This window comes from Ensifer adhaerens (genome assembly GCF_001270265.1).
Taxonomy (GTDB): Bacteria; Pseudomonadota; Alphaproteobacteria; order Rhizobiales; family Rhizobiaceae; genus Ensifer; species Ensifer adhaerens_B.
Window position 1 is genome coordinate 1 of sequence record NZ_LGAP01000086.1, and the last position, 772, is coordinate 772.

1 protein-coding gene is annotated in these 772 nt (G+C 68.5%); it reads left to right on the plus strand.

Features of this window, described 5'->3' with window-relative positions; translation table 11 throughout:
* A partial coding sequence (locus tag AC244_RS34785; RefSeq protein WP_152976249.1) for an ATP-binding cassette domain-containing protein occupies positions 1–701 on the plus strand: 701 nt, incomplete at its 5' end.
* Positions 702–772 lie beyond the last annotated feature (71 nt).

A 772-nucleotide genomic window follows, 5' to 3' on the forward strand; every position in this document is an offset into this window, starting at 1 on the left:
GCGGCGGCAAGACGACGCTGGCGCGCGCCATGCTCGGCATCTGGCCGGTGCTGCGCGGGGCGGTGCGCATCGACGGCGCCGATCTCAACCAATGGCCCGAGACGCTGTTCAACCAGCATGTCGGCTACCTGCCGCAGGACGTGGCGCTGATGGACGGCACGGTGTCGGACAACATCTCGCGCTTTGCCGAGGCGCCGAATGCGCGCGCCATCATCCGCGCCGCCAAGGCCGCCGGCATCCACGAGATGATCGTGCACCTGCCGAACGGCTACCAGACCGAACTTGGTCCTCATGGAACCGCACTGTCCGCAGGCCAGCGGCAACGCATTGCCCTGGCTCGTGCTCTCTACGGGGATCCTTTTCTCGTGGTGCTCGACGAACCGAACTCCAACCTCGATGCGGAAGGGGAAGAGGCGCTCTGTCAGGCCATCCTCAAGGTGCGCGAGCGCGGCGGCATCGTCGTCATCGTCGCCCACCGCCCGAGCGCCTTGCAGACGGTCGACATGATCGGCCTGGTGCAGGCCGGCCGGCTGGTCGCCTTCGGACCGAAGGAGGAGATCCTGCCGTCGCAGAAGCTGCGGCCGCTGGTGGTGGAGAAGAACCGCAGGACGGATGCCGCCGGCAGGACGGATGCCGTCGGCAGGGCGGATGCCGGCATGGGACAAGGAATGGGCCAGCCGCAACGGGTGCCGGCGGAGTAGCCGGCACGCCAGGCCGAGCATAGCGGCGATTGAAGCCGCCCTTTGGCGGCGGAGCTGAGCAGACGCGAGCG